General features: G+C 58.9%; 22 protein-coding genes and 1 pseudogene. 4 read left to right on the forward strand and 19 right to left on the reverse strand.

Translation table 11 applies throughout. The features are described from left to right. Positions 1–25: 25 nt before the first annotated feature. The 14 genes and pseudogenes from AWM79_RS06675 to AWM79_RS06740 form a co-directional block, all read right to left on the reverse strand. Entirely contained in the window at positions 26–790 is a 765-nt protein-coding gene (locus tag AWM79_RS06675; RefSeq protein WP_017133753.1) for an IclR family transcriptional regulator, read from the reverse strand. A gap of 1 nt (position 791) precedes the next feature. Beyond that, positions 792–1,181: a RidA family protein gene (locus tag AWM79_RS06680; protein WP_060782454.1), complete on the reverse strand. Its 390-nt coding sequence runs from the start codon at positions 1,179–1,181 to the stop codon at positions 792–794. Between the two features lie 21 nt (positions 1,182–1,202). Continuing rightward, positions 1,203–1,994, reverse strand: a complete 792-nt coding sequence (locus tag AWM79_RS06685) for an amino acid ABC transporter ATP-binding protein (RefSeq protein WP_060782455.1) — start codon at positions 1,992–1,994, stop codon at positions 1,203–1,205. Next, the gene (locus AWM79_RS06690) at positions 1,991–2,653 is read right to left on the reverse strand and encodes an amino acid ABC transporter permease (RefSeq protein ID WP_060782456.1); all 663 of its coding nucleotides are present in this window, start codon (positions 2,651–2,653) and stop codon (positions 1,991–1,993) included. The genes AWM79_RS06685 and AWM79_RS06690 overlap by 4 nt, the downstream gene beginning before the upstream one ends. Positions 2,654–2,661: 8 nt before the next feature. Next, entirely contained in the window at positions 2,662–3,324 is a 663-nt protein-coding gene (locus tag AWM79_RS06695; protein WP_060782457.1) for an amino acid ABC transporter permease, read from the reverse strand. Positions 3,325–3,377: 53 nt separating this feature from the next. Beyond that, positions 3,378–4,226: pseudogene (locus tag AWM79_RS06700) on the reverse strand (transporter substrate-binding domain-containing protein). Between the two features lie 343 nt (positions 4,227–4,569). Then, positions 4,570–5,940: an exopolysaccharide Pel transporter PelG gene (pelG, locus tag AWM79_RS06705; RefSeq protein WP_017133747.1), complete on the reverse strand. Its 1,371-nt coding sequence runs from the start codon at positions 5,938–5,940 to the stop codon at positions 4,570–4,572. Further along, positions 5,941–7,473 (reverse strand): GT4 family glycosyltransferase PelF, encoded by a 1,533-nt coding sequence (pelF, locus tag AWM79_RS06710; RefSeq protein WP_017133746.1) that lies wholly within the window; start codon positions 7,471–7,473, stop codon positions 5,941–5,943. Continuing rightward, a complete protein-coding gene (locus tag AWM79_RS06715) occupies positions 7,470–8,459 on the reverse strand; it encodes a hypothetical protein (RefSeq protein ID WP_060782458.1) in 990 nt (329 codons plus the stop codon). Before AWM79_RS06715 ends, pelF begins: the two co-directional genes overlap by 4 nt. Continuing rightward, positions 8,437–9,807, reverse strand: coding sequence for a PelD GGDEF domain-containing protein (locus tag AWM79_RS06720; protein WP_026013376.1), 1,371 nt, complete (start codon positions 9,805–9,807; stop codon positions 8,437–8,439). The genes AWM79_RS06715 and AWM79_RS06720 overlap by 23 nt, the downstream gene beginning before the upstream one ends. 5 nt (positions 9,808–9,812) lie before the next feature. After that, positions 9,813–10,334 (reverse strand): hypothetical protein, encoded by a 522-nt coding sequence (locus AWM79_RS06725; RefSeq protein WP_060782459.1) that lies wholly within the window; start codon positions 10,332–10,334, stop codon positions 9,813–9,815. A gap of 28 nt (positions 10,335–10,362) precedes the next feature. After that, a complete protein-coding gene (locus tag AWM79_RS06730; protein ID WP_060782460.1) occupies positions 10,363–13,953 on the reverse strand; it encodes a tetratricopeptide repeat protein in 3,591 nt (1,196 codons plus the stop codon). Continuing rightward, a complete protein-coding gene (locus AWM79_RS06735) occupies positions 13,931–16,750 on the reverse strand; it encodes a bifunctional glycoside hydrolase/polysaccharide deacetylase family protein (RefSeq protein ID WP_060782461.1) in 2,820 nt (939 codons plus the stop codon). The genes AWM79_RS06730 and AWM79_RS06735 overlap by 23 nt, the downstream gene beginning before the upstream one ends. 78 nt (positions 16,751–16,828) lie before the next feature. Further along, positions 16,829–17,761 carry an NAD-dependent epimerase/dehydratase family protein gene (locus AWM79_RS06740; protein ID WP_026013375.1) on the reverse strand — a complete coding sequence of 311 codons (933 nt, stop codon included), beginning with the start codon at positions 17,759–17,761 and terminating at the stop codon, positions 16,829–16,831. A gap of 554 nt (positions 17,762–18,315) precedes the next feature. Between AWM79_RS06740 and AWM79_RS06745 the strand changes: the two genes are divergently transcribed. After that, positions 18,316–18,957, forward strand: a complete 642-nt coding sequence (locus AWM79_RS06745; RefSeq protein WP_017133739.1) for a DUF1345 domain-containing protein — start codon at positions 18,316–18,318, stop codon at positions 18,955–18,957. Between the two features lie 47 nt (positions 18,958–19,004). On the opposite strand, the gene hppD is transcribed toward AWM79_RS06745, so the two are convergent. After that, positions 19,005–20,081: a 4-hydroxyphenylpyruvate dioxygenase gene (hppD, locus tag AWM79_RS06750; RefSeq protein ID WP_017133738.1), complete on the reverse strand. Its 1,077-nt coding sequence runs from the start codon at positions 20,079–20,081 to the stop codon at positions 19,005–19,007. Positions 20,082–20,348: 267 nt separating this feature from the next. On the opposite strand from hppD, the gene AWM79_RS06755 reads away from it, so the two are divergent. Further along, positions 20,349–20,549, forward strand: coding sequence for a hypothetical protein (locus AWM79_RS06755; RefSeq protein WP_017133737.1), 201 nt, complete (start codon positions 20,349–20,351; stop codon positions 20,547–20,549). A gap of 321 nt (positions 20,550–20,870) precedes the next feature. Next, on the forward strand, positions 20,871–21,230 hold the full coding sequence (locus tag AWM79_RS06760) for a histone-like nucleoid-structuring protein, MvaT/MvaU family (protein WP_017133736.1): 360 nt from the start codon (positions 20,871–20,873) through the stop codon (positions 21,228–21,230). A gap of 529 nt (positions 21,231–21,759) precedes the next feature. Here AWM79_RS06760 and estP read toward each other — a convergent pair. From estP to AWM79_RS06775, 3 genes are all read right to left on the reverse strand, one after another. After that, positions 21,760–23,682, reverse strand: a complete 1,923-nt coding sequence (gene estP / locus AWM79_RS06765; protein ID WP_060782462.1) for an esterase EstP — start codon at positions 23,680–23,682, stop codon at positions 21,760–21,762. A gap of 204 nt (positions 23,683–23,886) precedes the next feature. Further along, entirely contained in the window at positions 23,887–24,126 is a 240-nt protein-coding gene (locus tag AWM79_RS06770; protein ID WP_017133734.1) for a type II toxin-antitoxin system RelE/ParE family toxin, read from the reverse strand. Next, complete coding sequence (locus tag AWM79_RS06775; protein WP_017133733.1) at positions 24,126–24,398, reverse strand: CopG family ribbon-helix-helix protein; 273 nt, start codon at positions 24,396–24,398, stop codon at positions 24,126–24,128. The genes AWM79_RS06770 and AWM79_RS06775 overlap by 1 nt, the downstream gene beginning before the upstream one ends. Positions 24,399–24,761: 363 nt before the next feature. On the opposite strand from AWM79_RS06775, the gene gloA reads away from it, so the two are divergent. After that, complete coding sequence (gloA, locus tag AWM79_RS06780) at positions 24,762–25,292, forward strand: lactoylglutathione lyase (protein WP_017133732.1); 531 nt, start codon at positions 24,762–24,764, stop codon at positions 25,290–25,292. Between the two features lie 63 nt (positions 25,293–25,355). Here the strand turns inward: gloA and ahpF are convergent, their stop codons facing one another. Further along, on the reverse strand, positions 25,356–26,921 hold the full coding sequence (ahpF, locus tag AWM79_RS06785; protein ID WP_017133731.1) for an alkyl hydroperoxide reductase subunit F: 1,566 nt from the start codon (positions 26,919–26,921) through the stop codon (positions 25,356–25,358). Between the last annotated feature and the right edge of the window lie 79 nt (positions 26,922–27,000).

The raw sequence follows: 27,000 nt of genomic DNA on the forward strand, positions 1-27,000 counted from the left end.
TTAACAGGCACGGCCACAGCCGCTGCTATTCGTTGATTCGACGGGCCAGATTGTTCGCGCTGTCGATCAGTACCCGACGATAGTCGCTGTAGTTTTTCTGCGCATCGGTGCGAGGGGCGACGATACACAGGGTCGCGATGCAGACGCCCCGCTCGTCCTTGACCGGCGCGGCGAAGCAGTGGGTGAAGGTATCGGCGACGCTATCGAAGGAAAAGAACCCGTCGATACCCGCCTGGCGAATTTCCCCGAGGAACACCTCCAGCGCCAGGCGCTGGCCGTCCGGCAGGATAAAGTCGTCGTGATCGATCAGGTCGATGATTTCCTGGTCGCTCAAATGCGCCAGCAGCAGGCGGCCGGACGCGGTCCAGGGAATCGGCGCGTTTTCACCGATATCCGAAGAAATACGAAAATGGCGCTCACCCTCCCTCATCAGCGCCACGGTGTACTTACGACCGTTGAGCAGGCACATCTGCGCGGTTTCGCGGGTCCGACTGACGATTTCCTGCAAGGCCTGATCGGCCTCGCGACTCAGGTCGAAATGACGCAGGTGGGCCTGCCCGAGGAAATACAGTTGACGGCCCAGGTAGACATGTCCGTCCTTGCCGACGGCTTCGAGAATCCGTCGCTCCAGCAGCGACGCCACCAGTTCGTAGACCGTGGACTTAGGACTACCGATGCCGCTGGCAATATCGTTGGGGCGCAAGGGCTGGCCGATTTCCTTGAGGTAATCGAGAATATCGAACGCCCGGTCCAATCCTTTTGCCCGACGCTTGATGGTGTCTTCGGCCATGTCAGCCCTTCTTCTTGTAGGCGATGCAGTCGATCTCGACCTTGCAGTCGACCATCATGTGCGCCTGCACACAGGCCCGCGCCGGAGCGTGTTCGGGCTTGAAGTACTCGGAGAAGACCTTGTTGAAGCTCCAGAAATCCCGCGGATCTTCTAGCCAGACGCCAACGCGCACCACGTTTTCCAGGCCATAACCGGCCTCCTCCAGAATCGCGATCAGGTTCTTCATGGTCTGGTGCGTCTGCTCGACGATGCCGCCGACAATGATTTCACCATTGAGTGCCGGCACCTGGCCGGACACATGCAGCCAGCCATCGGCTTCGACGGCACGGGCGAAAGGACGCGGTTGACCGCCACCGGCGGTGCTGCCGGTGCCGTAACGAATAATGCTCATACTGTTCTCCTTGAATGAAAGTTAGAAACGCGTGTTCTTGAGAAATTCCGCGAGACGCAACGATTGCGGGCGCTCGAACAGCTCTTTGGGTGGCCCCTGTTCTTCAATACGCCCCTGGTTCATAAATACGATCTTGTCCGAGACTTCGAAGGCGAAGCGCATCTCGTGGGTCACCAACAACATCGTCATGCCCTCTTCGGCCAGGTCCTTGATCACCGCCAGCACTTCGCCGACCAGTTCCGGGTCGAGGGCCGAGGTTACTTCGTCGAACAGCATCAGGCTCGGGTTCATCGCAATGGCCCGGGCAATCGCAACCCGCTGCTGCTGGCCGCCGGACAACTGTCCGGGAAAGTGATTGCGCCGGTCCAGTAGGCCGACTCGTTCCAGCCACTTTTCCGCCAGGGCCACGGCCTGGTCCTTGGGCAGTTTTTTCACCTTGAGCAAACCCAGGGTGACGTTCTGCAGCGCGCTCAGGTGCGGAAACAGGTTGAATTGCTGGAACGCCATGCCGGTCATGGCCCGATGCAGGGCGATGACTTTTTCCCCATGACGAACGCGCTTGCCGTGGGCTTCGCTGTAGCCGATGGACTCGCCTTCGAGAATGATCTTCCCGCCCTGGAACTCTTCGAGCAGGTTCACGCAACGCAACAACGTGGTCTTGCCCGAACCGCTGGAACCGATCAGCGTGACCACGTTGCCACGCTGCATTTCCAGGTCGACGCCCTTGAGCACCTCGACCTGGCCGTATTGCTTGTGCAGACCGCGAATACTCAGCAGCGCTTGCTTGTCGTTTTGATTGGTGGTCGCAATCATGGCAATGCCACCCGCTTTTCGATGTGCCGACCGAGCAATTCGATGGCGTAGTTGATGATGAAGAACAACAACCCCGCGAACAGGTAGAACTCCAGGGTCATGAAGGTCCGGGCGATTACCTGCTGGGTGCTGAGCAACAATTCGGCGACGCCGATAACCGACAGCAGCGTCGAGGCCTTGACGATCTCAGTCGACGAATTGACCCAGGTCGGCAAGATCTGTCGTAGCGCCTGAGGTAACAGCACATAACCCAGGGATTGGTAGAAGGTCAGGCCGATGGCCTTGCCCGCTTCCAGCTGGCCATGGGGAATCGCCTGGAGCGCACCCCGCACGATTTCCGCGACATGGGTGCCACAGAACAGCGTCAAGCCCAAGACACCAGCCTGGAACGCACTGATCTGCCAACCCAGTGCCGGGGCCATGTAGAAGCAAGCCAGCACCAGGACAAACACCGGCGTGCCGCGAATCAGATCGACATACAGGCGCAACGGCAGGCGCATCCAGAACTTGCCGTAGGTCAGCGCCAATCCGACGACGATGCCAATCAACGTACCGCCGACAATGGCCAGGGCCGAGCACTGTACGCTGGTCAAAAAGCCTTGCGCCAGGGTGTTTCGGGCACCCCACAATTCATGCAGCCAGCTTGGGGATTCGTACATAGGGGCTCCTAGCGGCGAATTGCCAGGCGCTGTTCGAGGTAGCGCAGCATCATGGCAATGAGATAACAGGCAACCACGTAGAGCGCGGTGGTGACCATCCAGGTTTCGATCACCCGATAGCTCTCCACATTGATCTTGCGGGCGTAATAGGTCAGTTCCGGCACAGCGATGGCTGCCGCTAACGAGGTGTCCTTGAACAACGAGATGAAATTGTTGGACAGCGCCGGCAGCACGTTACGCAACATCACCGGGACCGTCACGTAGGCGCGCACCTGCCATTGTCCGAGACCGATTGCCAACCCGGCCTCGGACAAGCCCTTGGGAATGCTCAGCAGACCGGAACGGAATACTTCGCTCAGGTAGGCACCGGCATACAACGACAAGGTGAGGATGAACGAGGGAATCTTGTCCAGCCGGATCCCCAGGCTCGGCAGAGCGAAGTAGATCAGCAGGATCAGCACCAGGATCGGCGTGTTGCGGATCACCGTGACATACACCGAAGCCAGCAGCCGTAATGCGCGATGCTTGCTAAGCAAGGCAAACGCCATCAGCAGACCGATCACGCAGCCGATGGCGATCGACAGTAAGGCCAGTTCCAGGCCCAGGCCGAGTCCTGCCAGCAAGCTGGGGAAATCGCGCCAGACGGAGGCAAAGTTCAACTGATAGTTCATGCTCGACAGTACCTTCGACGGGGCGCCACGCACGGCACCCGGCCCTTAAGGGATCACTTGAATTCGACGGGAAAACCAATCTGCGGCGACGGCAGGTCGACGCCAAACCATTTCTTGAAGGACGCCGCGTAGGCCGGAAATTCGACACCGGTCATCGACTCATGCAAGGCGACGTTGACGAAGTTCAGCCAGTCCTGATCGCCACGCTTGACCGCGCAAGCGTAGGTCTGCGGGCTTCAAGCGTAGGCCGGGCTGCGGTAGCGGCCAGGGTTCTGCACCATCAGGTACTTGACCGAAGACTGATCGGTGGCCGCAGTGTCGGCACGCCCCGAGTTCACGGCCTGGTACATCAGGTCGACACTGTCGTACTGGTCGACCTTGGCCTTTGGCAGCGCCTGGTGCACCAGCTCTTCGGCATACACGTTCTGCAGCACCGCTACGGTGACCTTGTCGCCGGCGGCCCTCAAGTCATCGATTTCTTTGTACTTGCTGTTGGCTGGCAGCAGCAGGCCGACGCCTTCTCGATAGTACGGCAGGGTGAAAGCCACCTGCTGGGCGCGGCTGGCGGTCACGGTGATGAATTGGCAACTGATGTCGACCTTGTCGGTCAGCAGGTTGGGAATCCGCGCATCGGAAGACTGCACCACGTACTCGACCTTGCTCGCATCATTGAACAGGCCCTTGGCGATCATCGCACCGATATCGATATCGAAGCCCTGTAACTTGCCATCCGCGCCCTGGAAGTGCCATGGCGCGTTGGTGCTGCCAGTGCCGACAATCAAATGGCCACGCTTGAGCACATTGTCGAGCTTGCTGTCGGCGGCCTGGGCGACTCCGGCCACAACCGCCGTGGCGGCAAAAATAAAAGCACACGCTTTGAACAAAGAAGGTACGCGATGCATGACGTGGCACTCCGATGATGTGAACTCCGCTATAACGGAATTTAGTGTGTAACAACGGAATGAAGAGCAGAAAGTGTGCCACAGCCCCTGAGCTCACTGAGCTATCTTTAAAAAGCCATGCAAATCAAATAACTAGTATTTTTTTGAAAACCACTGGCCTTCGAAGCAACAAGCTAGAGTGCTACGCAAAGCAACGTGATGGTGGGTGGCAGGACCCCAGAGCGATGCGCGAGTGAATGATTTCGCCGCGCGGACCGACGATGTCAATAATTGATATCGCCAGCTCGGACGCCATCGCCGGCCAGGCTGCGTGAAGCGAATCGCGACAAGCCGACAACGGCTGTCAACGCGACAGCATGAAGGTTTCGTATTCCAGGTCGTCCAATGCCTTCGACAGCCGCGCCAGCCCCAATAGCACGCAGACCAGCAACGAAAAGGTGAAGCCATAACCGAAGAAACTCGGCCCCAGGGACAGGCTAAGCAAGGTAAACATGGCGTTGAGCGCCACGAACAACAGGCACAACTCCAGCACGATCCTTCGTTTGTCGAGGTAGAAAAACACGTTGAGGATCGCCATGAATAGCACCTGAATGCTCACCCCGATCAGATCGATATAGAACAACGGCAGGTAGTAGGCGGACATCCCCAGCCACGCCAACAGGCGTGGGCCAAAGAGGAACAGCAGGACCACCGTCAGCCCCTGGACCTTGCAGATTTCCAGCAAGCCCTGGCGAATCGAGAAGGTCATCTCGGCCTTCAACGAACCGATATGCTGCAAGGTTTCGCCATCGCGCACGGCGCGGAACAGGCGGTCGTACCATTCGGCAAAGTCGGTTTCGATCCGTACCAGGAACACCGCCATGCCGGGGATGATCGCCAGGTAGGCGAGGAAAATCGGCAAGTCATAGAGAATCGAGGCACGCATCGGCCCGATTACCTGACTCGAGGTGTTCGGGTTGAACCAGAAGATGAACTTATCGATCCAGATCCCCAGGTTGTAGCAGAACCCAGTAAGCAGCAGGCTGACAAACACCTGGCCTCGGTCCAGGAAGTCGAAGGCCACCAGCTTCTCGGCTCGGTATTCGCGCAAGATATCGTAGAGGAACAGGAACAGCAGCGTGCTGTGACCTAACAACAACGCCAGCAGTAATCCTTCCATGCCCGTGTGGCGCAAGAGGAATGCGCTGCCGACCATCAACGCATACCCCACCAACATCACCAACAGGATGCGGTTATAGGCCTTCATCCCAGAAAGGAAGATAATCACCAGCCACAGGTTACAGAGCACCACGAAGTTGGCGAGGGTCAGCAGCCGATAAATCAGTGGCTGGTCGAACAGCGTAGTCAGCAAGATAATGCCCAGCACCCCGGAACCCAGGGTCACCAGCAACAACACTCCCACAAGGTTCGGCAGAATCTGTTCGTACTTGCGCTCGAACAGGCGGTCGGAGACGAAGCGGGTGAAAAATAGCTGCAAGCCGCCGGTCAGGATCAGCGACGTCGCCATCAGATAGGTCACAGTGATCAGAAACTGGCGGATCAATACTTCCGGGACCACCAGTCCGAGGCTGATAACCCCCACCAGCATCACACTGAGAATCGACAAGACCCAGGGCCCGGAGCTGATCAGGCCCGCATAGACATAGGCGTGCAACGTCGCCATGTAGGAGTCGCGCGCGAGAATCTTGCGCAGTTCGAAACCGATGCCAGCCATTTACCTGATCTCCCTGTCTACGCTGCCCATGGCCGTGTGATAAAGCCTGCGATAACGGTCGATCATCAACGTCTCGCTGTAGTAACGATGAACCCGCAGCAAGCCCGCCGCCTGGGCGGACTTCCAGCGCTCCGGGCTGCGCAACAGATCGATGATCGCCTGGGACGTCGCCTGTGGGTCGGCAATGGCCACCACCTCCCCGGCCAGGCCGAGATCGCGGTCAGCCACTTCGCCGCCCTCAATCAGTTCGCGGCAAGAACCGACGTCGCTGCTGACCACGGGCGTACCGGCGGCCCAGGCTTCGAGAATCACCAAGGGCTGTGCCTCGCTGATGGAGGTCAACACCATCAAGCCCAGTTGCGGCAGGATGTCCTGGATTGTCCGGAAGCCGAGGAATTGCACCTGTTTCTCCAGCCCCAGGCTGGCCACCAGGCTGCGGCATTCGGCGACGTATTCGGGGTCTTCCTCTTCCGGGCCGACGATCCAACCCTCGACATGAGGCATGACACTGACCACGCCGCGCATGGCTCGCAGAAACGTTTTCACGTCCTTGATCGGTACCACCCGACCGATCAGGCCGACCACCGGCGCAATCCCTTCGGCTCGGGCAGTGAGGGCCTGGGTCCAGAGTTCTAGGTTGATACCGTTGGGAATCACCTGGGTTCGCTCGACCGGCGCACCGTCCTGGATTTGCCGCTGACGGTTGCCGTTGTACAGCGCGATGATCTGGTCGGCACTCTCGTACACCAGATGACCGATACGCTCGAAGAAGCGCACCCAGAGCATGCGGATATAACCGGAACCGGCATCCAGGCTGTCGTTGAGCGGTTGGTTACTGCTTTCGGCGATCCAACTGGCCTGGGCCAGATCGATCTTGCGTTCCTTGGTGTAAATACCATGCTCGCTGAGCAGGAACTGGCAGCCCCACAACTGTTTGAGGATACAACCCACCAGCCCGGCATAACCGGTGGAAATCGAGTGCAGGACCCGCGCCCGTGGCATCCGCCTGGCGGCGTCGGCCAGCATCAGCAGTGGCGACTGCATGGTGCGCAGGGTCCAGAAATAGTTGACGAAGGACGGGTCGGCGCAATGCTGCTCGTAGCCTTCGGTCAGCGCCTCCCAACTAGGACGGCTGTAGAGCACGTCGTCCAGGGTTATTCGCCCCTGAGCCAGGGCGTCGAGCACGCTAAAGCCCAGCTCAGCCGCGGGTTTTTGCGGGTTATGCAGGTAACGATAGAGGCTGCTCAGTTCTATGAGAGAAGCCGTGTGTACGACGCGCTTGTGCTTGGAATTGCGCCAGGCTTCCTCCAGATACACCTCTTCGATGTGCACCACGTTGGATGGAATCTCGTAGCGGCGCGGCCCATAGGCCGCTCGCTGACCACCGATGAACAGCACCGAAAAGGTCAGTTGCGGCAGCCCCAGGATCATCTGGTGAATCCAACCGGACACGCCGCCGCGCACATAGGGCCAAGTGCCTTCGAGCAACAGGCAGACATCGGCGATCGGTGTCGGGTCGATGGGCTTTTTCATGTCCAGGTCCTTAACAGCCCGGCAAAGGGCGGATGCTGTTGCATTTCCGGCGGCAGGCTTTTCAGCAGCTTGGGAATCTCGGCGTAATGCCCGGTCTCAAAGGCAATTTCGGCTCTGAATGGGATAACCTTGGCCGGGGCCATGCCTGCCTCTTGAGCCTGGTGCATGTGTAGCCTTGCCTTGCCGATATCGCCGCGCTCCAAGGCGATACGCCCGGCCAGCAATAGCAGTTCCCCGCCCTCACCGGCTTTCAATGCTAGCTCGGCATGTTCTCCGGCCTGGCCGAGGACATGCTGCTGGACGCTGCCCTGGGCCAGGCCCAGGTAAGCCAGTTCCCAATACCAGCGTGCCAACGTGGCGTGCAAGGCGCCGGCCTTCTGCGGCGCGGCACCGGCCAATTGCTCCAGCGAGGACTGGATCCGCTGGTTGATATCGCTTTCCTGCTTGTCGAGCATCGAGTACGCCAGCAGGCGCACATCGTCGCTCGGATCGCCCAGGGCGAGCTTGAGAATCGGCACCGCCTCCTTGCCTGGCATCCGTCGGGTGGCGAGCAACGCCGCCAGGCGCTGGTCCGGTTCCAGGGCGTGCCGCAGTACATCCTGCAGGCCGCTGTCGCCGAAGGTTGGCGAGTGCAACTGGGGCTGGGCACGGAACGGCAGGTCGGGTATGCCCACCGCCTGCCACATTTGCGTTTCGCGTTTGCGTGGCAGGTACAATGCCGGAAAGATCGCCGTGATCACTCCGACGGCGCCAATCAGCGGCACAAAAAATGCCAGGCTGAAAATGAACAGCGGGCTCCACGGCAACGGCGTGCGATAACGTGCCGGCAGCAACAGCCACACCGCTGCCGTCAGCAGGCCACAGGCGATGCCGTGAGTCATTGCGTACAGGAGCGCGATCTGCAGATCCGACAGCTGTGCAGTCAGACTGGCCCAACTCCCGGCCTCAAAAAGTACCGCCCCGCTAAACAGCCACTTGCTGAACATTCAGGCCACACTCGTTTTGCAGAAAGTTACGCAAACCGTCCCGTTGCCGGGCGGACTCCAGATCGTATGGCAACACCTTGACGCCGAGGCCCGCCAGATCCGAGGTCATGCCGAAATACTCGTGAATCAGCCGACCCAGACGCGCCAGATAGCCCTCGGCGCCCTCGGCGCTGGTCAACGGCAACAACACCAGCAATAGCGCATTCCCACGATTGTTGATCAAGGTCAGGTGCAGGTCGAGACCGCGCCGGCTGCGTTCGAACAGCGGCGCCAGCTCATCGTTGGGCTGGGTCAGCTCGAACGCATAAAGGCAGCCGGATAAGCCATGCTGCTCGACATTCACCAGCGACCGCTTGAGCTGACGGCTGAAGTGCTGGGCGTCGACATTCTCCAGTTGCAGGACCTCGGGATCGTGATGCAGCAGATCGGCGATATGCCCGGCGAGCAACGCCAGCAGACTGAGGGTGCGCTCCTGGAAGGCAAAGAACGGCATCTGCCGCACCGCCAGAATCGCCAACATCCGGCCATGGATATCCACCAGCGGAATACAGGCCTGCAACGACGACACCGCGGCCTGTCCGCCGCTATCGATCAGCTCTTCACGCACGCTCACCAGCTCCTCGCGTTCGAGGCACAAACGCACCAACAAGTCCCTGTTGTCCAGCGGTCCCATGGTCCCGGTGGCCGCCAACAAGGTCAACGTCGGCGTCGGGCTGCGGGGCTGTTCCACACGGTACAACCCGGCCACTCGCAACGAGCCATATTGGCCAAGCAAGGTCAGCACCGGTTCGGCCAACAAGGTCAGCGAGTCGTCACCATCGGCCACCGCACGCAGGCGCTCGCGTAGACCCAGCAATGAACTGCGCAGGCTTTGGTCGCTGCCGGCCAGGCGCTGCTCCAGGCGATCATGGGACACCCGCAGGATCTGATGTGCGCGGGTGAATTCGTCGAGCCGATACTGGCGGTACTCGTTGGCCATTTGCAGGCGCAGCAGCCGCCGCTCCCACAGGTCGCGCACCTCGCCGACGAGCATGCCGCACACCAGCACGCCGACAACATAGGACGGTGCGATCTGCGCATAACCTGCCAGCCCCGATTGGCGCAGGACGAAAAAAGCTGCCACCAGCAAGCTCGCGCTGATCAGGCCACGGACAAAACCGTAGCGCACACCCAGCAACAGCGGCGCGAGTACCGACCAGGGAAACTCACCTTGCACCTGCAATGGGTCTTGCGGCGTCAGCCAGAGCCCCAAGCCGATGACCAGCGCGGTCACCAGGAAGGTTTCCAACCATGACGCCGGACCGCTGGCACGGGGCGCCAGCGCGTAGTCCATGTGTGGAGAGTTCATCGCAGTCACTCGATCCGAAGACCGCCGATTAGCTTGTCGAGGACCTTCTGGGCCGCGCCAGCCAGGCTCTCACGGGACCAACCAGCACGGGCGCCACTGGTGCTCCAGAGCACCTTGCCGGTGCTGGCCTCGACCACTCGCAGGCTGATGCCCACCGCCGGTTCGCCATCCAGGCCGTTCTTGTACTGCCACTCTTCGACGCTGCCGGATACCACGTAATCGAGCTTCTGCTCACGCGCCCAGTCCATAGCGCCAGCCAGACGCTCGTTATCGTCCAGCAACGCCTGTTCGCCCTGCTCCGGTGCTCCGGCATAGATCTGCGGTTGCAGGCCACGGCTGCTCAGCACGCTGAGCAGGATCTGCTCACTACGCTCACCGGCCTGAGGTGTCTGCGAGTAATTGACCAGCGGCAACACACCCCAACGGGCCTTGCTGGACAGTTCCGGGCTGCGTTGACCGGTAAAGCTGCCGCAACCTGCCAGCAATACCGCGACCATCGCCAGACTCACGCAACGAATGGATTGCATAAGATTAACTCCTCTTTGAATTCCATGATCAGCGTCCGAAACGCACGCTGTAACTGACACCCATGATGCCGCCGGACTTGTCCGCGGCGCCTTCCGGTGCCGACTGGTAGCCCAAGGTCACCGCTAATTCGTCATCGCCCAGCACTTCGGTGCCGACACCTGTACTGATCGCATAGTTGATCGTGTTGTCGGTCCACTGCCAGCCCGAGCTGACATCCACCAACCAGGTGTACTGCCCGCGTGTGCGGTTCAAGGCGCCCGGAAAACCGCGTCGCCACGAGCTGCCAAAGAACCACTGGCCATAACGTTTCTGCAGCAAGGTTTGGCTGGTGATCTCACTCGGATCGTCGAGCTCGACCCCTACCAGGTCGATTGCGCCGCGCTGAGTACTAGCCAGCTTGGCCAGCGAACGATTGTTCAGGCTGTTATGTTGATAGTCGATACCACTGCGCACTTCCCAGTTCGGCCCTTCGAATTGCAAGGTGTGGTCGAACTCGATCTTTACCGCATGGCCATTGCCCAGGTCGTCGCCGCCACGGGTCGAAAACCAGCGTTGGGCCAGGTTCCAGGACAATTGGTCGCGGGCCGAGTAGCGATGTCGACCGCCGACCCAGGCATCGTCCTGGCGACCGAAAGCACGCATTAGTCCGGTGTCCTCGTTCTTGCGGTGCCAGTCGGCGCCGACATCCAGTTCGTTACCGCCGTCCACCTGCCAGGTCCGGCTGATCCCCAGGCCGTTGCGGTCGTCGTCCTGGCGCAGGCTACTGTCGAAAATCAGCTTGTAGTTGCCATTCTCCAGTTGTCGTTGCAAGGTCAACTCGGTGTTGGTTTCATGGCTCAGGCGCGACGAATCGATGGTATCGCCACTGTATTGGCCCTGTTCCAGCACCAGCTTGGCGTACCAGTTGTCATTCAGGTAACTGGCGGTGGTCAGGCGCGGACCAGTGAACACCAGGCCACCATAGTCTTGCCGCTCCCATGAGAACAGCATGCCCTGCGGGGTACGTTCGGTCATCTCGATGGCCTGGCGGCGCAATTGCTCGCGGATCACCGGCGGTTGCTCGTCACCCAGCGCCGACAGGCCGACGGCCAGCGCTTCGCCACCGCGCCCGAGGCTGTTGAGGGCTTCGACCTGCTGCGCCGGGTCCAACTCGCCACTGGCCACCAGGCGTTCCAAAGCTTGACGATTGCTGCCGCGCAAGGCCTGCTGGATCTGTTCGTAGCTGCTGATCTTCAAGCCGCGACTGCGAGCCCAGGCTAGCCAATCATCTTTCTGCGCGGGCTGATTGATGTCATCCAAACGCGCCAATAGCTGATCGAACCACAGTTGTAACATAGGCTTGGAGCCGTCCAACCAGTGCATCGCCTGGTTCTGCGCCTTACGCGAGGAGTAGCTGCTGGCCAGCAACCGTAGCCAGGTTGAGTAACCCTGTGGCGTGGCGCGAATTTGCTCCGACGTCACTTGGCGGTTGAGCTTGAGCCGCAGGCGCTGGGCCGAGTCGGCGTAACCGGCGCCTTCCAGGGCGTCGGCGTAGGCAGCCTGGACCATCCAGTCCCGTGGATGGGTTTGCAGGTACAGGCGGTACCAGGCCAGGGCCTCGCTGTTGCGCCCCACCAACTGGCTGGCGGCGGCAAACGGCAGCCACAGGGTATCGTCGCTACGCGCCAGGGCTCGCCATTGCTCAAGCAATGGCTTGATCTCACGGCTACGGCCCAGGTCGACATACAGCCACATCAGGCGTTCGCGGAAGATGTTGTCATCCGGGAAACGGCTCAGCCCCAGACGATACAGGCGCAGTGCCTCGTCAGTCTGTCCCTGCTGCACCGCCAATGCGCCACGGGCCGCCAACACCTGCGAAATGTCGGACAGATCCGGGTACTGGTCGGCATCCTTGAGCAGGTCGATGACCAAGGGCCAGTCCTGCAACTCCTGGGCCAGTTGCAAAGCAGCCACCAGGCGCTGTGGGTTATGGCTGCGACGCCAACTGTCGACGTTCAACTGCAGGGCATGGCGCGGATCGCGGGCACGATAAAGGGCGATTAATTCGCTCTCGTCGCCGAAATTGAGCGAGCCCTTGATGAGTTGCATCTTCTCCAGCGCAACCCGTAGTTCCTCGTCCAGTTCCAGGTCCCAGGCCAACGCGGAACGGGACTGCCAGTAATCGATGTCGTCGATCTTGTTGCCATCGACCGCCGTGAGCACTTTCCAGGCCGAGGGGCTGTCAAACAACTTGAGATAGTTGTTGGCCCAGTCCACCCGCTCGGTACTGCTCAAGGGGTAGCTTTTGGCGAAGCTCTTCCAGACCTCCAGGCGCGCCTGATACTGCTCAGTGTTTTCCAGGTTTTGCACCAGGCGGACCCAGGCCAGGCGATGCCTGGGGTGTTGGACCAGATAGCTGCGTAGCCATTTCTCCGCCTCTTCGGGTGTTCCACGCGACTCTTGGGCGTACACCAGGGCATCGAGTTCGACATCGGTCAACGCGCGCTTGCGCATGATCCCTGCCAGCACCGGGATCCCCCGGTCGAAGTCGTAGGTCTGCATCGCCAGGCGCCAGGTGTGTTCGAATTCAGCGGCGTTGTCGCGCAGCGTATTGAGGCTGATCCAGTAGCCTAGCGCCGATGCCGAATCACCCCGCCATTCGGCGATATGCGCCATCTGCTCCAGCAGCAGAGGATCTTCAGGGTGCTGTTGGAGCAATTGCAGGCCCACCTCGTGGGCTCCCTCCAGGTCACCGAAAGCCAAGCGCTGCTTGAACTCCTTGGCCAGGACTTGCGGGTTGTCGGGCTGTAACTTGCGCCAGGCGCTAAACAACTGTTCGGCCAGGTCCAGACGGTGATGCGCCACGGCCACATCAACACCCTGATCAAGCAAGGCTGGATTGACTTCACTATCTGGCTGCGTGGCCAGTTCCCTTGCCAGCAACTCGACGGCCTGATCGCCACGGTCCGCCGCCACCAGCCCGTTGAAGGCGGCTTCGAGGAGCGGTCGGCGTTCTTCAGGTTGCGGGCTGTTTTCCAGCAGTTGCACATACAGGTCAGCGGCCTGGCCCGGCTGCTCGCTGGCCAGGTACCATTTCGCCGCCTCGGCCAACCGCTGCTCACGTTGCTTGGGGTCGCGGCGGGCCAGTTCGACATAGGCATCGGCTGCCAGGCCCGGGGCCTGGGCGCTCAGGGCGAACTGGGGCAAGCGTTCGAGCTGTGGTGTCGGCAGCCGCTTATAGTCAAAAACCGTGAAGCGCGTGGCCAAGGCCTGCAGTGCGACGCTGTCGGTGCTGTTGTTCAAGGCCAGGGCATCGAGCTGCAAGCGGTAATAGGCCATCAGCGTCGGATCGGCTTGCGGCCATTCGACCAGATGTTTTTCCGCTCGCGGGTAGTCGCCCAGTTGGATCAGAAGGTCGAGCAACTGGGCACGCAACTCGCTGTTTTGCGGATGCGCCGCCAGCAGGACCTCGGCATAGCTGGCCGAAACCTCGTCCGGCTGGCCGCCTTTGGGGCGGAATGCATCCTCGTTGCGAAAGGTGGCCCACAGCAACACACCGACAGCGATCGCCACCAGCAGCAGCGCCCAAGGGTTGAGCAACCGCGCTTGTTGGGTCTTAGTTGCAGAGGAGTTGGGCATCACTCACCTGCTTCAATGGAAGTTGGAAATGCCACAGGCCCTGTTCAGCCTTGCCGGCGTAACGTTGGCCCTGGACCTTGACCCGGCAGGCGCTGGCCGAGCGTACCGAGAATTGCAGATTGAATTCGCCCGCAAAGGAGAACGTCACTTGTCGGTCGCTCACATAACGCCAGTCCCGCAAGGGAATATTCGCCAGCTCAAGCGCCGGGCGTGGGTCACGCTCCGGTCGCAGGGCCAATAGCGCGTGGTCGCTGCTCAATGCCACATAGCGGCCTTGGGGCAGATCGCGGACGCCGGCCACGCCCTCGGAGCGAGTGAGATCCGGCCAGCCGAGCGTCGGGTCCAGACGCAGGGTGCGCAAGCCATCCATCCCGCGCACCTGCCAGTCACCATCGAGGGTGCGAGCCAGGCTGGCCTGGTACAAGCCGTGGACCCGAGCCAGGTAGTCGCTCATCCACAACGACAGCGGCTGCTGGCCGCGCATGAATTGGTAGATATGGGTCATGGTCTTGATCGAGGCCTGCTTGGTGCCCGAATAGAAGTGGTAGTACAGGTGGATGCCGCGCAGGCGGCGTGGGCTATCGGTCAGCTCAAAGGTGTCGATCACATCGCGGAAACCGTAGTACGGACCCTTCCACAGATTGGTGTACATGTTCTCGTTGATCACCGGCGCGTAGTACTGCAAGCCGCCTTCAGTGGGTCGTAGCAACGGATAGAGGCCGGTCAACGATGGATTGGCCTTGGTCAGAATGGTCTGCCCGCCGTTGACGTTTTTCAGCCCCGCGTCGTAGGCCATCTTGATGGTTTCGGCGCTCGGCAACGCATCGCCCGGCCAGAAGATCATCTTCACCGGCTTCTTCGCGGTAGTCAGGCGGCTGTTGATATAGTCTCGCGAACCGAAGATTTCGCGTTTGTAATCCAGGGTTTTGTAACCTGGGATATTCAGGCGCAGGCCGTATTCGGCATGGAAATCCTCGTCCTGTTTGGCCTTGTCCGGCTGCATGTAGAACGGGTGGCTGTAGGTGTGGCTGGCAACCTCGACCTTGGGGTCGGCAAAGATCTCTTGGGCGATCGGCTCAAGCTCCTTGGCCAGGAACGGCGACATACCCTTGGGTCCGACTTCGCCTTCGATGATCGACACCGAGGTCAGGAATGGGTTGGGGCGAATGTAGTCATCCAGCACCTGGCGCCCCGAATACGGTGTGCCCCGCACTTCTGCACGGGAGGGGAAACCGTCGCCGTCGATATGGACCGTGGCGATCCGCCGACCGTTCTCGGTGGTGGTGTCCGGGCGCGGTTGGACAGGCAGGCGCAGGGCTTTTTGGATAAAGGCGAACGGATCGAGAATCCAGCGGCTGCGCTCAACGTTGGTTTCCACCACATAGGGCGCCAGGGCCATGCCACCCCAGTTGCCGGTGACCACCGGGGCGAACTTGCCGCCCTGGTCATCACCCAGCAGCAGCGCGGGTTTAGGTCCGTCAGGCAGCAGTGTCACTCGGGTCAGTTCACGGCTACGCGCTACTACCGGTGCCTCGAAGGCACCGATCAACGTCTTGTCCTGGCTCAGCACATGCAGACTCTCGCGAGCACCTGGCGCTACCGGGTTCAGACCCAGACGCTTGAGCAGCGCCCGATCCTCGATTGGCAGACCCGCCATGATCGCCAGGGGCACCTGCTCATCCAGGCGCTTACCGATCCAGCTATAAAAGGCACGACTGTCCTCGGGCGGGCCGCTGGTCATCCACACCACCCCCCCAGCGTATACGCCGGCGAAGCCATGCGCCGGCAGGCTGTCGCCCACCGGCAGGTAATCCACCCGATAACCCAGGTATTCGAGCAGGCCGCCCAACATGCGGTGTCCGGCGTGGTCGTAGAGCTCACCTTCACGCGGGTCGTAGAGCATGGCAATGCGACGCGGTTGCACCTCCACGCGGCTGATGCTCAGGGTATTGAGGTCCGCGGTGGTCACCACCGGGATAAAGCCTTCCTGGCTCAATTGGCGGACCAGTTTGCGGGCTTCTTCACGGCGGTTGGACGGCAGGTAGTCGATCGCCACCAACGGGATGCTCTTCGCCCGTAGCGGCTCGAGTTCGCCTTCCAGCCAGTTGCGGTCTGCCTCGGACACTGGTCGATAACGTTTGCTCGAGGCGTCCCAACCAGCATGGATCGATTCCACGGCCACGGCCGAAGCCACGCCATCGAGTTCGCCCAGCACTTCGAAACCACGGTTGAAGAACAGCTTCAGGCTCGGCTGGCGGCTATGCAGCTCCCGCAGGAACGCAGCCAACGCTTCACGTTGCGGCTCGCGCTTGGCTTTGGGGAGCAGTTGGAAGCTGTCGAGGGTATCGAGGAACAGGCCGGCATAGCCTTGATCCTGCAACGCCTTGGCGCGTTGGAACAGATGTTCGCGCCAGGCCGGCGTGGCGATATCCATGACCTGGCTGTCCCACGCCTTGTTACGAGTGGCGCTCGCCCCCTGACTCAGGCCTTGCTTGTCCAGGGCGATACGCTCGCCATCGAACTCGCCCACCGACAGATAGGCAAAGGGCTGGCTGCCGAGTTGGCGCAAGGTGGCAACATCGGCGCTGGTCATATGGCCGGGTTCGACCACGGCCCATTCGAACTGAGCCAACTCTTCGAGTGGTGGCCGCTCGGCGTACCAGAACCCGACGCTGGCAGGAGCAATCGGCGCAGCTTGCACGACCGAATGAGTCGTACACAACACCAACGCGGTGAACAAACGCCGTATCACTATACAGACACGGCAGAAACCCTTTCCGCGAAACTCGATTTCCATAACTTACTCTTCAGTAGATCAATCCGCACAACATCAGACTTCCGACATCCGCGACCGGGTGCCTGCAAGGCTATGACACTAAAGACTGCGATAAAGTCGCGCTAAACCATCCGCCATGACGGTGGGAGTGCCAAGGTCGAAACGCTCGCACAGACGACGATTGTCAGCCTTGGAATGCCGGATGTCCCCGGAACGGGCAGGCGCATGAGTCACCTTCAGCGGCTGGCCACTGATTTGCTCCAACGCGACAATCAGGTCATTGAGCGTGGTCACCCCACTGAGTCCGACATTAGTGGCATCCGGGGTGGGTTGCGGGCGTTCGAGGCCCTGCACGAGAATCTTCACCAAGTCTTCGACATAGACGAAATCGCGAGTTTGCCCGCCATCGCCGAAAACAGTGATGGGCTGCGCGGTTTTTGCCCGCTCGCTGAAAATGCTGATCACCCCGGAGTACGGCGAGGACGGATCCTGACGAGGACCGAATATATTGAAGAAGCGCAGGATGACCGGTTCCAGATCATGCTGACGCCGATAAAAATCCAGGTAGTACTCGCTGGCAAGCTTATCCGTCGCATAGGGTGTGAGGGGGGATTTTGGTGTGTCTTCGCTGATCGAGGTGCCCTCCCCGTTATTGCCGTATACCGCAGCACTGGAGGCAAATACCACTCGACGGATACCAGCAGCGATCATGGCCTCGCACACTCGCAGAGTGCCGATGAAATTGCTCTGGTGGGTATGTACCGGGTCTTCGACCGAGGCCTGCACCGACGCAACCGCGGCCAGGTGCACCACCGCGCCGCAACCCTCCATGGCTTCAGCCAGGTTGGCGGCATCGGCGACATCGCCGACCACCAGCTTGAGGGAGGCATGGCCCATCGGCAGGTTGCTCACCTTGCCGGTGGAGAGATCGTCCAGAACCTGAACGACATAACCTTTGGCCAACAGCGCTTCCACAAGGTGAGAACCAATAAAGCCAGCCCCACCTGTTACCAATATCCGTTTGGCAGACATAAATCATCCCAAAGAAAAAACGTCGCAATCCCAACATCAAGTTAGCACTTTCGGGGAGTAATTCATGGCTATACGCCACAATCACTGACCTTCCCTGTAGTGCCCGCCCTCTTTACAAAGGTCGTATCGCCCTTCTCTGGAACCTACAGAACGCTGGCGTCAAAAAAAATGAATAAAATCAAGCAATCCGCGATGCCATAGTGTGATATCACTGAGCTAACGTCAATAATATGTCATTTTTTTAAATTTTAGAAGTCATTTACAAATATGCCAATATTTTGGCTTTTTGTCCGCAAAACGGCCATGCGAATAAGCCTACTAGTAGTCTGTACAACTCGTTCCTTCGCTCAAGCTCGGATGCCTCAAATCCATGGCCGAGGCGCTGTGACAAGTCATAGCCAGTTATGCTGAGGAACAGCGACGCCGGCCAGTGGCTGCGGGAGTGACCAGAACCAGGAGTCCGAGCCTTTCGCGCCTACAGCGCAGGCGCGTAACAATTCCGCCGGGCGGGGGCCATGCTAAGGTGCGTTGATACCAGCAAGCAGAGTACCTTTATGCGCCACCTCGCCCGAACCCATCCACGCCTGACCCTCTCCACCCTCTTCGGCCTCGCCGTCGGCGCACTGGTACCGATCAGCCCCGTATTGACCAAGGTCCTCGTTGGTTGGAACACCGCCGTCTGGTCTTACCTGATCCTGATGCTGTGGCTGACCGTGCGTTCCCGCCCCGAGGACGTGCGGCGCTTTGTCGAGCGTGAGGACGAAAATGCCGGGACGGTGCTGCTGATCGGATCGATCGCAGCCATTGCCAGCCTGGCCGCGATTACGTTCGAGCTGGCAGGTAGCAAGGATCTGGAGGTACACACCCGCTTGTTGCGCTACGGATTTACCGGGTTGACGGTGATGGGCTCGTGGCTGTTGATCGGGGTGATTTTCAGCGTACATTACGCGCGGCAGTTTTACGTTTCAAATGATCAGGACCCGCCCTTGCGTTTTGCCGATGGCGAGAAACATCCGGACTACTGGGACTTCTTGTACTTCTCATTCACCATCAGCGTGGCCGTGCAAACCTCGGATGTCGGAGTCGCGACCAAGACGTTGCGCCGACTGGTGCTGGCGCAGTCGCTGATCGGGTTTGTGTTCAATGCAGCGATTTTGGGGTTTTCGATCAATATTGCAGCGGGGTTGTTTGGCTGAGCAGAGCGGGCAATCCTGTAAATTGCCCCGCTCTACACAAGTCCACATCACTTTGTGGTCAGCACACCTCGAAGAATCTGATCACGCTCGATCGATTCGAACAGCGCCTTGAAATTGCCTTCGCCAAACCCTTCGTCGCCCTTGCGCTGGATGAATTCGAAGAACACAGGTCCCATCAAGGTTTGCGAAAAGATCTGCAACAGCAGACGCTTGTCGCCCTCTTGCGAGGATCCGTCCAATAGAATGCCGCGTGATTGCAGCTCCTCGACCGGCTCGCCATGGTTCGGCAAACGGCCTTCGAGCATTTCATAGTAGGTTTCTGGTGGTGCGGTCATGAAGCGCATGCCCAACACCTTCAATTGATCCCAAGTCTTGACCAGGTCGTCAGTGAGGAACGCAACATGCTGGATACCCTCACCGTTGAACTGCATCAGAAACTCTTCGATCTGCCCGGCCCCTCTGGACGACTCCTCGTTCAGCGGAATGCGGATCATGCCGTCCGGAGCGGTCATAGCCTTGGACGTCAGGCCGGTGTATTCGCCCTTGATATCGAAGTAGCGGAGCTCGCGGAAATTGAACAGCGTCTCGTAGAACTTCGCCCAGTAGGCCATGCGCCCACGATAGACGTTGTGGGTCAGATGGTCGATGATCTTCAGGCCCGCACCTGTTGGGTGGCGGTCGACACCGTCGAGGTAGACGAAGTCGATGTCATAGATCGAGCTGCCTTCACCATAACGATCGATCAGGTACAACGGCGCGCCACCGATGCCCTTGATCGCCGGTAGGTTCAGCTCCATCGGGCCGGTGGCGATATGGATCGGCTGGGCACCTAGTTCCAGGGCGCGAGCGTAGGATTTCTGCGCGTTCTGCACGCGAAAAGCCATGCCGCACACCGACGGACCATGTTCGGCGGCGAAGTACGAGGCCACGCTGTGGGGTTCGTTGTTGAGGATCAGATTGATTGCGCCCTGACGGTACAGGTGCACGTTCTTGGAGCGGTGGGTCGCAACCCGGGTGAAGCCCATGATCTCGAAGATCGGCTCCAGGGTGTTCGGGGTTGGCGATGCGAATTCGATGAATTCAAAGCCCATCAGGCCCATTGGGTTTTCGAAGATATCTGCCATGGTGGTGCCTCATCCTATTAATCAAGTAACGATCAGTGAGTGGCTATCGATGCGCAGGCCAATGGGTGGAGCACAGGAAATTCCCCGCACGCTGCGGGCAAGAAAGTCGCCGTAGATCAGTTTGAATCCGAATATCTTCATAAGGCATTATTCTTATAAGCGTAAATTGATTCTACATGGCGTAACTAATTTTGTCCGTATTCCTTTTTCATCCATTCCTGAGCAAGGGCCGCACACGCAGTCTTTGTCCAGGGACAGCTCAGGCTGGTGCTGGAATGGGTCGAGCGAGAGCTGATCGACCCCAGCGCCATTACTCACCCACTGTTCGAACATTTACACGGACAGGTGATGATCGCAATCGATGACTTTGGCACCAAGCTGGAACTAGGCATCGCTGGCGCAGGCGCGCAAACCGCCGAACAGCGTGATTACCTGACTTCCCACGGCATCGACTTCTTGCAGGGTTAACGGCTTGGAAAAGCGTTGCCGAACACGGACTTGATCGGCAGTCTTAAGCAGCAAAACGCCGGTTGATCAGCAATGGAAAAACCGCGCCAGGTAACTCCCGCACTTTCGCCGTGCCACTTTAATCCCATGATTTACTCTTGGACCGATAACTACTACACTTTTCCTGCCAGCAATAAATTGACGGGAAAGCCTCGGATTTATACATAATGATTCAACGTAGTCAGGTCGTTGTGGGCGGTGCCTGGTGGATCGAGTGTAAGCGATGGCTTGTCTCTTTGTTATAGGTTCATGGCAACCGAATAAACTATTGGAGTAAAAATTTTGTCCAGACTCGCTGAATTTCGCGCCGCAGAAAAGGCCCTTCAAGAACAACTCGCTCAACTGGAAGCCCTGAAAAACGATGCCGGACTCAAGAAGGAAATCGAGTTCGAGAAAAAGCTTAAAGACCTAATGAAGAGCTATAACAAGAGCCTTCGGGACGTTAATGCCATTCTCGACCCTCAGGCTTCCAGCGCCAAGTCCGCTCAGACACCCAAGCAGCGCCGCGCTCGCGTGATCAAGGTCTATCAGAACCCGCATACGGGCGAACTGATCGAAACCAAAGGCGGTAATCACCGCGGACTCAAAGCCTGGAAGGAACAATACGGTGCCGCCACCGTGGACTCCTGGCTCCGCGGCTAAGTTCTATGCCCCATAAAAACCCTGCACATGCAGGGTTTTTTTATGAAAAAAAGCACACGAAACATTTACTAACAAACCACAGGACCACGCTGTTCTTCCAAAAAGCATTCAAACCGGTCACCCCAGGAAAACATGCATGTTGACAGATCGCACCCGACAGCGTCCCGCGGTGTCACTCCTTTCATCTCTGGTACAACTAATGACAACGGGTCAGTAAACGCTGCAATTCCTTGATCGGTGTCGGTCATTTCCATTCGGGCGTCATAGAGAACACAGAAAAAACCCTACGCGAAGCCTTCGCCCTATTAGGTTGAGGCCGTAGAGATAGCCGATAACGTCAGAAAACTGGAATGCCACAATGGCTGCCAGTTGAATAGCGGCATAGGGAGAGTTTCAGCAGAAATAACAGGCGGGGATAGTTTCTGAGGTGCTGGAGAGCAAAACCAATGTCAGGCGCAGATGAGTTGAGGATAACTCCTCCACTATGGAACCCTCCTGCATTGGTTTCTCACTGGGTCTTATAACCGTGTCAGAAGTCCAGGCTCATTCCCATATTGACCGCTTGCTGGGTCAACCCGTCATCCTTTCTCACATTATACGCTGCACTCAGCACCAGCTCCTTCGTCAGCCGCTGGCTAACCCCAAGACTCAGGCGATCCGAATGGGTACGCGGCGTATAGCCATCAAGCTTGAAGTCGATTCCTGGCACGCTGTTGAGCGCGATGTTAACCCGCTGGACATCGTTTTCAAACTCATGCTCGTGGGCCACTTCGCCATACACCTGAGCTTGCGGTGTGATACGGTAGCTGCCTTGCAGGCCTACGCCCAGGCGCTTGGAATCGCGTTGTTGGTCGTCGTAGTTCAACGCGGTGGAGCGCACGTCCTTTTCCGAGTAACCATCGACTTCGACCCGTGAATAGTCGGCGCTGATGAACGGCGACAGGTGCCATTCGCTGCCCGGTTGCGCAATGTCATAACCCACACGACTGCTCAAGGCCCACAGCCAGCCGTCGGTATCGCCTTTTTCGCTGCCTTCGCTGACGCCCAGGGCGAACCGGCGCTTGAGGTTGTCGTAATCCAGCTTGCCGCCGGTCAGTGCGGCATCGGCCCACCAGTGGTTTTGCTGGTATTGGGCGAACGCGGTGCCCATGTAGCTGTTGAGTTTGTAGTCCGAATCGTTCGGGCCAGCCTCCAGTTTCTGACGGTAGAAGCCGGCAGCCACACCGACGCGCCAGGCTTCATTGAGCCGGTAGCTGCCGCCGATATTCAGGTTGTAACCGCTGCCGTCACCGCTGGCCGAGCTGCTCCGGTCGTCAAAGTCCAGGTGTTGGCCACCGGCGGCGACGATTGCTCGCCATTGGCCTACGGCCTGCCAATTACCCCAGTCGGCTTGCCACTGGTTGCGCAGTTCATCCTGATGAGCGCGCAGGGTGCCTTGGGCCATTTCCGGTAGCAGGGTTATTTCCCACGGGGCAGCCAGTAGCGAATAGGCATAGTCGGCAATCAATTGTTGCCCGGCGATGGTGGGGTGAACCGAATCGTTATAGAGCAGCTTGGTCGGGTCCGGATGAGTACCACCGATGCCATAGATGGGATTGGCGGTGCATTCGTCACCGCTGAAGCAGGTCCCGGTGAGGTTTTGCCCGGTGGCCAGGCCAAAGCGAGCCGGGTCGGCAAAGGTTTCTTTTAGCAGTAGCGGGATATTCAATGGGATGATCTGGGCGTCAATTTGCGATAATCGCTGCACCAGCGCTTGGTTGAACACGTTGCTCAACGCTGAGGTCGCTGCCTGCAGTGGGGTACCATTGAGGGCCGGTGTGAGCCCCAGATCCGGCAGCATCCACACCATGATGTAACGCGCACCGGCTTGTTGCAGGGTCTGGGCGCTTTCGGCCAGACGTCCGCCAGCGGCAATCGCTTGACCCGGATTGAGCACCAGCCCCTGTAGGAAATCATTACCACCACCGGACAGAAAATACAGCGCATTGGGGTCGGCCCGCCCACCGTTTGCCGGTAGATACCCTTGGCGCGTGCGCAGTACGGTGCCAGCACCAGGACTACCAGGCGGAATCGCCGTATTGGAGACAGAAGTAATGGAGTCCAGGATATTGTCGGTACGGTAGCCGCCCACCGCCCAGTTATTGCCGTCAGGCAAACCTTGGGCGGCGCGAACCGGAGACGTGGAGGCATTCAAGTCATTTGGCGCGACGCCCAGCCTTGAACCCAGCAAGGTCGATGACACCAGGCCAAAATCCCCTTGGAACGTCGGGCCGGTTCGGTTGGTAAATCGCAAGGTCGAACCCGCCGAGCCATCGGGAAACTGGCCGGCGTCGGCCAGGCTGTCGCCGAAAACGACCAGGGTGGAGTAAGGGGAGGAAGCCGCAAACGCTTGACCACAGGCGATTGTTAGGAGGCAGCCGGCAAAAGGTGCGAAAAAATGACTTTTGAGCATAAAAAACTCCATAAATGTCGAGAACAGAACACCCGACAACCGATTTTATTCCGTTATGGCCTAAAATTTTTAGGCGTACTAATCGCTTATCTTTTCCGGCAACAGATTAATCATTGATGAAGCTCGGGTAACTTGGCACTGGCGCCGATCGCCACGGTTTTCACCCTGCTACCTATCCTCGTGGGTATGCCACAGGCGCAGCAGCTAGCTAGTGGAGTCCACTATCTCGACACACATCTCGCAATGGCCAATCTGAATTCGGCGCACATCCCGTGGCTCGAACTCTTCCAAGTGTTCGCCAATGCGCGAGTTGGTCAACAGCGTGAGCGGTGCAACCGTGAGTTGCCGCACAGTTCGTGCCGCAGCTGCTTGATTCACCAACGCTAAAAATGCGTACAACCGGGTAATGTCGCAAAGGGCCTTGCTTGTCCACTTCAACTCCATCAGCGCGGCACCGGCAACGGAGTGTCGGTGCTGAGGCTATCGGCCCAAGCCTGGACAGCCTGGTGGTCAATCACCCGACCAGCGTCAACATCAGCCAAGGCTTCGCGGGTCAGGCGACTACGTTCTTCTTCCTGGTCTATCCAAGCGGACAGAGCCTGTTTGACAATCCAATTTTTGGAGCGTTCCAGACGCTCTGCCATCAAATCGATTTTTTGGGCCAGTTGCTCTGGGACGTGAGCTGTGACAGACCGGGTTTTCGTGGTGGTTACCATGATGGAGCACTCCTGATCGTTGCTTCTTGAAGACGTTGGTCGGATAAAAGATATCCGTCCGAAGCTTTCACGTTTTTTTCACATCGACTCTCACAGGATGAAAGCTGCTGAAGGATTAGCGCCCCAATGCCCGCTTCGGCGGGCTTCTTTATGCTTCGACGTTTATCTGTTCGCACTTCATATAACTTATCCACCCTCCTGAAGTCGCCCGCTATATATCCCCTGCGCCCCTAGAATTCATCTACAGGATTTGGAGTCAGACTCCGTCTTGCGTATCATCCTGTGTCCCACAAGGTCCGAGACCGGCCAGCCTGTTCTGGCCCTGCACTGATCGACCGCCTTCATCACTTTCGCGGAGGGCCTATGAGCCTGCATGACCTCAACACATTCCCCGGCGTTACCGCTCAACCCGACACCGCCACTCAAGGCTTCGTGTTCAACCACACCATGCTACGCGTCAAGGACGCCACCAAGTCCCTGGATTTTTACACCCGCGTACTGGGTTTCTCCCTGGTTGAGAAACGTGACTTCCCGGAGGCTGAATTCAGCCTGTATTTCCTCGCTCTGGTGGACAAGTCACAGATCCCGGTCGATGCGGCAGAGCGCATGCAATGGATGAAATCGATTCCTGGCATTTTGGAACTAACCCATAACCACGGCACCGAGAACGACCCCGAATTTGCCTACCACAACGGCAATACCGATCCACGCGGCTTCGGCCATATTTGCATCTCGGTGCCGGATATCCGTGCCGCTTGCGCGCGCTTCGAGGCCCTGGGCGTGGAATTCCAGAAACGCCTGACCGATGGCCGCATGAAAAGCCTGGCCTTCGTGAAGGATCCGGATGCCTATTGGGTCGAAATCATCCAGCCGGCGCCGCTGCAAGACGCCTGATCAGCGCCGAAAAAAACAAAAGCCCCATGGATCGACGATCCATGGGGCTTTTGCTTATCCGCTTCAAGCCGGAGCGGAGGTACGGATCAGATGATCAAACGCACTCAGCGAAGCCTTGGCACCCTCGCCCACGGCGATCACGATCTGTTTGTGTGGCACCGTGGTAACGTCACCGGCAGCGAAGATACCCGGCAGTGACGTCTCGCCGCGCGCATCGACAATGATCTCGCCCCGCGGCGACAGCTCGATGCTGCCTTTGAGCCAGTCAGTGTTCGGCAGCAAGCCAATCTGCACGAAGATACCTTCCAGTTCGAAGCTGTTGAACTCACCCGAATCAAGGTCTTTGTAGGTCAAGCCTGTGACCTTCTGCCCATCGCCCTTGACTTCACTAGTCAGCGCACGGGTGATGACATTCACGTTCGGCAGGCTGTACAACTTGCGTTGCAGTACAGCATCGGCGCGCAGCTTGCTGTCGAACTCCAGCAGTGTCACATGGCTAACGATACCGGCCAGGTCGATGGCCGCCTCGACGCCCGAGTTGCCGCCGCCGATCACCGCGACACGCTTGCCCTTGAACAGCGGACCGTCACAGTGCGGGCAGAAACATACGCCCTTGGCTTTGTATTGCTGCTCACCCGGCACGCCCATTTCACGCCAGCGGGCGCCGGTGGCGAGGATCACAGTCTTGGCCTTGAGGCTGGCACCGCTCTCGAAGCGTATTTCGTGCAGCTCACCGACATGCCTGGCCGGTATCAAGGCGCTGGCGCGCTGCAGGTTCATGAGGTCGACATCGTACTGGCGTACATGTTCTTCCAGAGCGCGGGCCAGTTTCGGTCCGTCGGTTTCCTGGACCGAGATAAAGTTCTCGATGGTCATGGTGTCCAATACCTGGCCGCCGAAACGCTCGGCCGCGACACCGGTACGGATGCCTTTACGAGCGGCGTAGATCGCTGCCGCGGCACCGGCCGGGCCACCGCCGACCACCAAGACGTCAAAAGCGTCCTTGGCATTGAGTTTTTCCGCCTGCTTCTCGATGGCACCGCTGTCGAGCTTGCCGAGGATTTCCTCAAGGCCCATGCGGCCCTGACCGAAATTCACACCATTGAGGTAGACACTCGGCACGGCCATGATCTTGCGATCGTTGACTTCGTCCTGGAACAGCGCGCCATCGATGGCGACGTGACGGATGCTCGGGTTCAGCACGGCCATCAGGTTCAGTGCCTGGACCACATCCGGGCAGTTCTGGCAGGACAGCGAGAAATAAGTCTCGAAGTTAAACTCACCCTTGAGCGAGCGGATCTGCTCGATCACCTCGACACTGGCCTTCGATGGGTGGCCGCCGACTTGCAGCAAGGCCAGCACCAGCGAAGTGAATTCGTGGCCCATGGGGATGCCGGCGAAACGCAGATTGATATCGGCTCCCGGGCGATTCAACGAGAACGATGGCTTGCGCGCATCGGTGCCGTTGTCCAACAAGATGATCTGACTGGAAAGACTGGCGACGTCTTTGAGCAACGCGAGCATTTCCTGAGATTTCGCGCCGTCATCAAGGGAGGCGACGATCTCGATCGGTTGCGTAACCCGTTCCAGGTACGACTTCAACTGGGCTTTAAGATTGGCGTCCAACATGCGGGCGATTTCCCTTTTCAGTACCGTAGAAATAACGACGCCCAGGTGATTACCACCCGGGCGTCGTTGGGCGGTGCGG

It is taken from the genome of Pseudomonas agarici (genome assembly GCF_001543125.1).
Taxonomy (GTDB): Bacteria; Pseudomonadota; Gammaproteobacteria; order Pseudomonadales; family Pseudomonadaceae; genus Aquipseudomonas; species Aquipseudomonas agarici.